The organism is Sphingobium lactosutens DS20, assembly GCF_000445105.1.
GTDB classification, from domain to species: domain Bacteria; phylum Pseudomonadota; class Alphaproteobacteria; order Sphingomonadales; family Sphingomonadaceae; genus Sphingobium; species Sphingobium lactosutens.
The window spans coordinates 84,767-91,672 of record NZ_ATDP01000056.1 but is presented as its reverse complement, the minus strand read 5'-3'; the positions used below and the strand labels follow the sequence as shown (position 1 = coordinate 91,672).

The 6,906-nt window shown below is 62.9% G+C and carries 6 protein-coding genes and 1 pseudogene; 3 read left to right on the top strand and 4 right to left on the bottom strand.

All coding sequences use genetic code 11. The annotated features are described in order from the left end of the window. Positions 1–120: 120 nt before the first annotated feature. The 3 genes and pseudogenes from istA to RLDS_RS56845 all read left to right on the top strand — a co-directional run. Complete coding sequence (gene istA / locus RLDS_RS32045) at positions 121–1,614, top strand: IS21 family transposase (protein ID WP_011950768.1); 1,494 nt, start codon at positions 121–123, stop codon at positions 1,612–1,614. Then, positions 1,611–2,378 (top strand): IS21-like element ISSsp5 family helper ATPase IstB, encoded by a 768-nt coding sequence (gene istB / locus RLDS_RS32040; RefSeq protein ID WP_007686288.1) that lies wholly within the window; start codon positions 1,611–1,613, stop codon positions 2,376–2,378. Before istA ends, istB begins: the two co-directional genes overlap by 4 nt. Before the next feature lie 95 nt (positions 2,379–2,473). Beyond that, positions 2,474–2,818: pseudogene (locus RLDS_RS56845) on the top strand (DUF2142 domain-containing protein); the annotation flags it as partial. 81 nt (positions 2,819–2,899) lie between these two features. Here the strand turns inward: RLDS_RS56845 and RLDS_RS32030 are convergent. Genes RLDS_RS32030 through RLDS_RS32015 form a run of 4 tightly spaced genes read right to left on the bottom strand, consistent with a single transcriptional unit; the run spans position 2,900 to position 6,739 of the window. Next, entirely contained in the window at positions 2,900–3,640 is a 741-nt protein-coding gene (locus RLDS_RS32030; RefSeq protein ID WP_021224594.1) for a phosphatase PAP2 family protein, read from the bottom strand. Further along, positions 3,618–5,015, bottom strand: a complete 1,398-nt coding sequence (lpdA, locus tag RLDS_RS32025) for a dihydrolipoyl dehydrogenase (protein ID WP_021224593.1) — start codon at positions 5,013–5,015, stop codon at positions 3,618–3,620. Before lpdA ends, RLDS_RS32030 begins: the two co-directional genes overlap by 23 nt. Positions 5,016–5,027: 12 nt before the next feature. Then, positions 5,028–5,429, bottom strand: coding sequence for an acyl-CoA thioesterase (locus RLDS_RS32020; protein WP_021224592.1), 402 nt, complete (start codon positions 5,427–5,429; stop codon positions 5,028–5,030). Continuing rightward, entirely contained in the window at positions 5,429–6,739 is a 1,311-nt protein-coding gene (locus RLDS_RS32015) for a pyruvate dehydrogenase complex dihydrolipoamide acetyltransferase (protein ID WP_021224591.1), read from the bottom strand. Before RLDS_RS32015 ends, RLDS_RS32020 begins: the two co-directional genes overlap by 1 nt. Positions 6,740–6,906 lie beyond the last annotated feature (167 nt).

Genomic DNA, 6,906 nt, shown 5'->3' with positions numbered 1-6,906 from the left:
TGAGAACGGCGGAGCAATATTCGACCACGGTAGCGGCGGGATAGTCCTGCTGCGGGCGGCGTAAAAGTCGTCCACCTTGAAGCCTTTCTGCCGAGTCAGGGAGGTGTGGGGATCTACAGCGTGGAACTTTATCTTCAGGTCCGTCTGGCTTGCGCGGATGGCATGAGCCAACGGGCGGCGGCGAAGCGTTTCAATGTGTCGCGCGAAACGGTACGCAAGATGCTGTCGTTTTCATCGCCGCCGGGTTACCGGCGCCAGTCCGTACCGCAGCGCCCGAAGCTGGACGGGTTTGTGGCGATCATTGATGGATGGCTTGAGGGTGACCGCAGTGTCCCGCGCAAGCAACGCCATACGGCGAAGCGGGTATTCGACCGTTTGCGCACCGAGCATGGTTTCACCGGCGGCTATACGATCATCAAGGATTACATCCGGGAGCGCGAACAGCGCAGCCGGGAGATGTTCGTGCCGCTGGCGCACCCTGCGGGAGATGCGCAGGCCGATTTCGGGGAAGCGCTGGTGGAGATCGGCGGGGTGGAGCAGAAGGCCTACTTCTTCGCGCTCGATCTGCCGCACAGTGATGCCTGCTATGTGCGGGCCTATCCGGCGGCGGTGGCGGAGGCCTGGGTGGACGGACACGTGCATGCCTTCGCGTTTTTCGGCGCGGTACCGCGCTCGATCGTCTATGACAACGATCGCTGCCTTGTGACGAAGATCCTGCCCGACGGCACGCGGCAGCGTGCCACGCTGTTCAGCGCTTTCCTGTCACATTACGTGATCCGCGACCGCTATGCTCGCCCGGGCAAGGGGAACGAGAAAGGCAATGTGGAGGGGCTGGTAGGCTATTGCCGGCGCAACTTCATGGTGCCGATCCCGAAGTTCCCGACCTGGGAGGCGTTCAACCTGTGGCTGGAGGAGCAATGCCGCAAGCGCCAGCAGGACAAGGTGCGCGGGCAGAGCGAGACGATCGGTGAGCGGCTGCAGCGCGATCTCGCGGCCATGCAGCCTCTGCCCGCTACACCCTTCGAGGCCTGCGATCAGAAAGGCGGGAGGGTCTCCTCGCAATCCCTGGTGCGCTACAGGACCAACGATTATTCGGTTCCGGTGGCCTGGGGCCATCAGGAGGTCTGGATCAGGGCCTATGTCGATGAGGTGGTGATCGGCTGCCGCAGCGAAGTCATCGCCCGTCATCCTCGTTGCTATGCCCGCGAGGAGGTTGTCTTCGACCCGCTCCATTATCTCCCGCTGATCGAGCAGAAGATCAACGCATTCGACCAGGCTGCGCCTTTGCAGGGCTGGGACCTGCCCGAAGCGTTCACGACACTGCAGCGGTTGATGGAAGGGCGCATGCACAAACATGGCAGGCGCGAATATGTGCAGGTACTGCGCCTGCTGGAAACGTTCACCCTCGCCGATCTCCAGGCGGCGGTCGAACAGGCCATCGATCTTGGCGCCATCGGCTTCGATGCCGTCAAGCACCTCGTCCTGTGCCGGATCGAACGCGTACCGCCCAGGCTGGACCTGGACGTCTATCCCTTCCTGCCACGCACCACGGTCGAGAAGACCTTTGCCAGAGCCTATCTGAGCCTGCTCTCCGACCGGCAGGAGGCCGCATGAGCGATCAGGCCCCGGAGATCCTTCTCGCTCACCATCTCAAGGCGCTCAAGCTGCCTACGTGCCTGCGTGAGCATCACAAGCTCGCGCGGCAATGTGCCGCTGAAGGCGTCGATCATATCCGCTTCCTCGCCCGCCTCGTCGAGATGGAAATGATCGACAGGGAGCGTCGCATGGTCGAGCGGCGCATCAAGGCCGCGCGCTTCCCCGCCGTCAAAAGCCTCGACAGCTTCGACTTCGCCGCCATCCCCAGGCTCAACAAGATGCAGGTGCTCGAGATGGCGCGCTGCGAGTGGATCGAGCGGCGTGAGAACGCCATCGCTCTGGGGCCATCAGGCACCGGAAAGACGCACGTAGCGTTGGGGCTCGGACTGGCAGCATGCCAGAAAGGACTGTCGGTGGGCTTCACCACCGCGGCAGCGCTGGTCAGCGAAATGATGGAGGCCCGCGACGAGCGCCGTCTTCTGCGCTTCCAGAAGCAGATGGCCGGATACAAGCTGCTCATCATCGACGAACTGGGCTTTGTGCCGCTCTCCAAGACCGGCGCCGAACTGTTGTTCGAGCTGATCTCCCAGCGTTACGAACGCGGCTCCACCTTCATCACCAGCAACCTGCCCTTCGACGAATGGACCGAAACCTTCGGATCTGAGCGTCTCACAGGCGCGCTCCTCGATCGCCTGACCCATCACGTCAGCATCCTCGAGATGAACGGCGAAAGCTATCGCCTCGCGCACAGCCGGGCCCGCAAGGCCAAAACCAGACCCTGAAAATTACACCAATGCCGGGGGGAGTGGCCCTCGGGCTACGCCCTCACGCCACTCCCCCCGGCATGTAACACGATGGCCTGGTTTTACGCCGCCGAATGGCCGACTTTTGCTCCGCCGTTGACACCTCGCCGCTCGGCTATGTCCATATCCTCGTCACCAGCGTCATCGAACGCACGCCCGTCTATGCCCTCCAGATCGTCGGACGGTTCGGCTGGAACGCCATTCTCCTGCCCTTGCTCGCCTATCCGCTCGCGGCGTTGATGCTGGCCGCTGGCGTCGCGACGGGGACAGGTGCGCGCTTTGGCCTGGGGCAACGAGCCTGGTGGCTTGCTGTCGCGCTCGGCGTCGCGCTGCTTATCGAAACCGCCATGTATCTGACCGGCACGCCGCTCGGCGCGGATTATATTCAAGGGACGCAGGGCCGCTATTTCCTGCCCGTGCTGCCGCTGGTCCTGATCGCCCTGTCGCCGGCACGCGCCATCGCCGGCGCGCAAAGGCTGTTCGTCTGGACGGCGATCCCCTTATCGCTGATCGCCGCCGCCAGCGCCTTCGACAGTTTCTGGGTCCATGGCTTTATCACCAGCGATGGAATGCCCCCGCACGGCAGCGTCGTGCGGGCGTTGCTGCTCCCCTCCCCGCGCTGGTAGCCAGATCGCGCAGAAGGCCAGCCAGCCCAGTCCCTCGATCCAGCCGGCCAGCACGTCGCTTGGCCAGTGAACGCCGAGCCAGACGCGGCTGACCCCAATCAGCAAGATTGCGACCCCCGCGCTCCAATAAGCGCGGCACCGCCCCGCGAGCATGGCCAGCGCGCCGAAGAACATCATATTCCCCGCCGAATGGCCGCTGGGGAAACTATATGTGTGGACGATATCGAGATGCGGCAACAGGTCGGGCCGCGGCGCGGCAAAGACCTGCTTCAACGCCAGGTTGAGCAATGTTCCCCCTGCCATCATAGCTGCCAGCCACATCGCGGACCGCCGATAACCAGCCCAAATGAGCGGCATCAGCACCACCGTCAGCAGCGTGATACGCCCCAATGTGCCGCCGATGGCGGACGCCAGCCGCATCACCATTGTCACCTTGCCACCAAGCGCAGTGTCGCGCCCGTCCCCCGCCAGCGTCATCAAACCAACGTTAAGGCCGTCCAGCCATCCAAAACGCTGCGCGAACGCGATCAGCAACACGCAAAAAAGCGCGAGAGCCAAAGCTCCCGCGCCTTTTGCCAGCGACAGTCGCCGATCAGATATGGAGCGCACGCCCATAAGCGGCCAGCACACTTTCATGCATCGATTCCGAAATGGTCGGGTGCGGGAAGACCGTGTGCATCAGTTCCGCCTCCGTCGTCTCCAGCGTCTTGCCGATGGTGTAGCCCTGGATCATCTCGGTCACTTCCGCGCCGATCATATGCGCGCCCAGCAATTCGCCGGTCTTGGCGTCGAATATCGTCTTGGTGAAGCCTTCCGCTTCGCCCAGCGCGATCGCCTTGCCATTGCCGATGAAGGGGAACATGCCGACCTTCACCTCATAGCCCGCTTCCTTGGCCTTGGCTTCGGTCAGGCCCACGCTGGCAATCTGCGGGTGGCAGTAAGTGCAGCCCGGAATGTTGCGCGCGTCCATGGCGTGGGGATGCTTGCCCGCAATAGCTTCGGCCGCAATCACGCCCTCATGGCTCGCCTTATGTGCCAGCCAAGGCGGCGCGGTGATGTCGCCAATCGCCCAGAACCCTTCGACATTGGTGCGACACATTTCGTCGGTCTTCAGGAACCCGCGATCGTCCATAGCGACGCCCAGTTCCTTGAGGCCAATGTCTGCGGTATTGGGAACGATGCCGATGGCGACGATCACATGGCTGAATTCAGCGACGCTTTCCTTGCCGGCCTTGTCCTTCAGCTTGGCGCTGACGCCCTTGTCCGTCACCTTGACGTCGCTGACGCCCGCGCCGGTCATGATCGTCATGCCCTGCTTTTTGAGCGCCTTTTCAAGGAAAGCCGACACATCGGCATCCTCGACCGGGACGATGCGGTCCATCATTTCGACGACCGTCACGTCCGCGCCCATGTCATTATAGAAGCTGGCAAATTCGATGCCGATCGCGCCCGATCCGATGACCAGCAGCTTGGTCGGCATTTCGGGCGGCGTCATCGCATGGCGATAGGTCCATACCCGCTTGCCATCGGCCGGCGTGCCCGGCAAGTCGCGCGCCCGCGCGCCGGTCGCCAGGATGATGTTCTTGGCGGTAAGTTCCTCGGTCTTGCCGTCCTTGGTGACGGACAGCTTGCCCTTCCCAGTCAATTTGCCATCGCCCATATGCACGGCGATCTTGTTCTTCTTCATCAGGTGCGTGACGCCCTGATTCAGCTGCTTGGCAACGCCGCGCGACCGCTTGACCACGGCGGCTATGTCGGCGCTGATCTTTTCCGCCGCCAGGCCGTAATCGCCGGCATGCTGCATATAATGGTAGATTTCGGCGGAGCGCAGCAGTGCCTTGGTGGGAATGCAGCCCCAGTTAAGGCAGATGCCGCCCAGATTTTCACGCTCCACGATCGCGACTTTCAAGCCCAGCTGCGCCGCGCGGATCGCGGCGACATAGCCGCCAGGGCCAGAGCCCAGAACGATGAGATCATAATTCTCAGCCATGATGTCTTCTCTCTATTCTGCCGGAAGCGGCGGCACGGAACGGGGCTGGCGATCTTCGCCGATCGCCACGAAGGTGAAGGTTGCGCGGGTCACGCGGTAACTACGGTCGTCATGGCGGGTTCGGCGCCACGCTTCTACGTCAATCTTCATGGACGTGCGCCCAACGGATTTCAGGGTTGCGAAGACCGAAACCTCGTCACCGACGACCACCGGACGCAGGAATGTCATCCCCTCCACCGCGATGGTGACGGCGCGTCCATGACTATGACGCGCCGCGACCGACCCGGCGGCCGAGTCCATCAAGCTCATCAGCCAGCCGCCGAAAATATCCCCATAGGGATTGGTGTCGGCGGGCATGGCGATGACGCGCACAGCCGGACTTGCCTCGGGCGGCTGTTCGTCGGGATGCCCCATCAGGCGAGCAGGCCCATCGGATTTTCGATCAGTTCCTTGAACACCTGCATCAGGCGCGCGCCATCGGCGCCGTCGATGGCGCGGTGATCGAAGCTGCCCGTGGCCGACATGACCGTTGCAATCTGAACGGCGTCATCGACAATATAGGGACGCTTTTCGCCGGCGCCGATCGCCATGATCATGCCCTGAGGCGGATTGATGACCGCCTCGAACTGTTTGATGCCGAACATGCCCATGTTCGACAGCGACGCCGTGCCGCCCTGATATTCTTCGGGCTTAAGCTTCCCGTCCTTCGCGCGCGACGCCAGGTCCTTCATCGCCGTCGAAATGGCGGCAACGCCCTTGCTGTCCGCTTCCGTGATGATGGGCGTGATGAGGCCGCCGGGGATGGAGACCGCGACCGAAATGTCGGCGCGCTTGAATTGCAGCATCTGGTCGCCGGCGAACTGAACATTGCATTCGGGCACCTGCACCAGCGCGACACCCAGCGCCTTGATCAGCAGGTCGTTGACCGACAGCTTGACTTTGCGGCTTTCCAGACCCGCATTCATTTCCGCCCGCAGCTTGAGCAGCTTGTCGAGCTGGATATCCACGGTCAGATAGATATGCGGCACCTGCTGTTTGGATTCGGTCAGGCGGCGCGCAATCGTCTTGCGCATGCCATTGAGCTTGATGGCCTCGTGCGGGATGCCGAAATCCTGCGCAGCGGGCGCAGCCGCCGGAGTGGGCGCAGCCGCCGCCGGGGCCGCTGCTTCAGCCGTGGCCGTCGGCGCAGCCGCTGCCGTAGCGCTGCCCGGCTTGGCGGCGTCGATGTCGGCCTTGACGATACGGCCATTGGTGCCGCTGCCCTTCACGTTGCTAAGGTCGATGCCCTTCGTCTCGGCAAGGCGGCGGGCGAGCGGGCTGGCCTTGATGCGATCACCCGAAGCGGTTGCAGCGGCGGGGGCTGACTTTTCCGACACGGGTTCGCTCTTGGGCGTCGGGCTTTCGTCCGCTTTCTTCGACGACTCCTCGGCCTTTTGCGCGGGCGCGTCCGATCCACCGGCCGCCGCGGCGCTCACATCCTCGCCTTCTTCGGCGATGATCGCGATCACGGTGCCGACCTTCACGCCTTCGCTGCCTTCCGACACCAGGATTTTGGCGATGACGCCTTCATCGACCGCTTCGAATTCCATCGTCGCCTTATCGGTTTCGATCTCCGCCAGCAGGTCGCCCGACGATACGGTGTCGCCTTCCTTCACCAGCCATCTGGCCAGCGTGCCTTCCTCCATCGTGGGGGAAAGGGCGGGCATCTGGATTTTCTTGCTCATGCGTGCGGGGCCTCTTCTGGATTATCCGGCGGTCGCCATTTGCCGCCGTGTTTCCACCCATTCGCCGGATCGGTCAAGCAGCGGGTTGCAGAGCGGGCATTTATCCCCCACATTTCACCGGACTGGTTCGTTGCGGTCTTATTCCCTACCATCACGGCCGAAAGTTC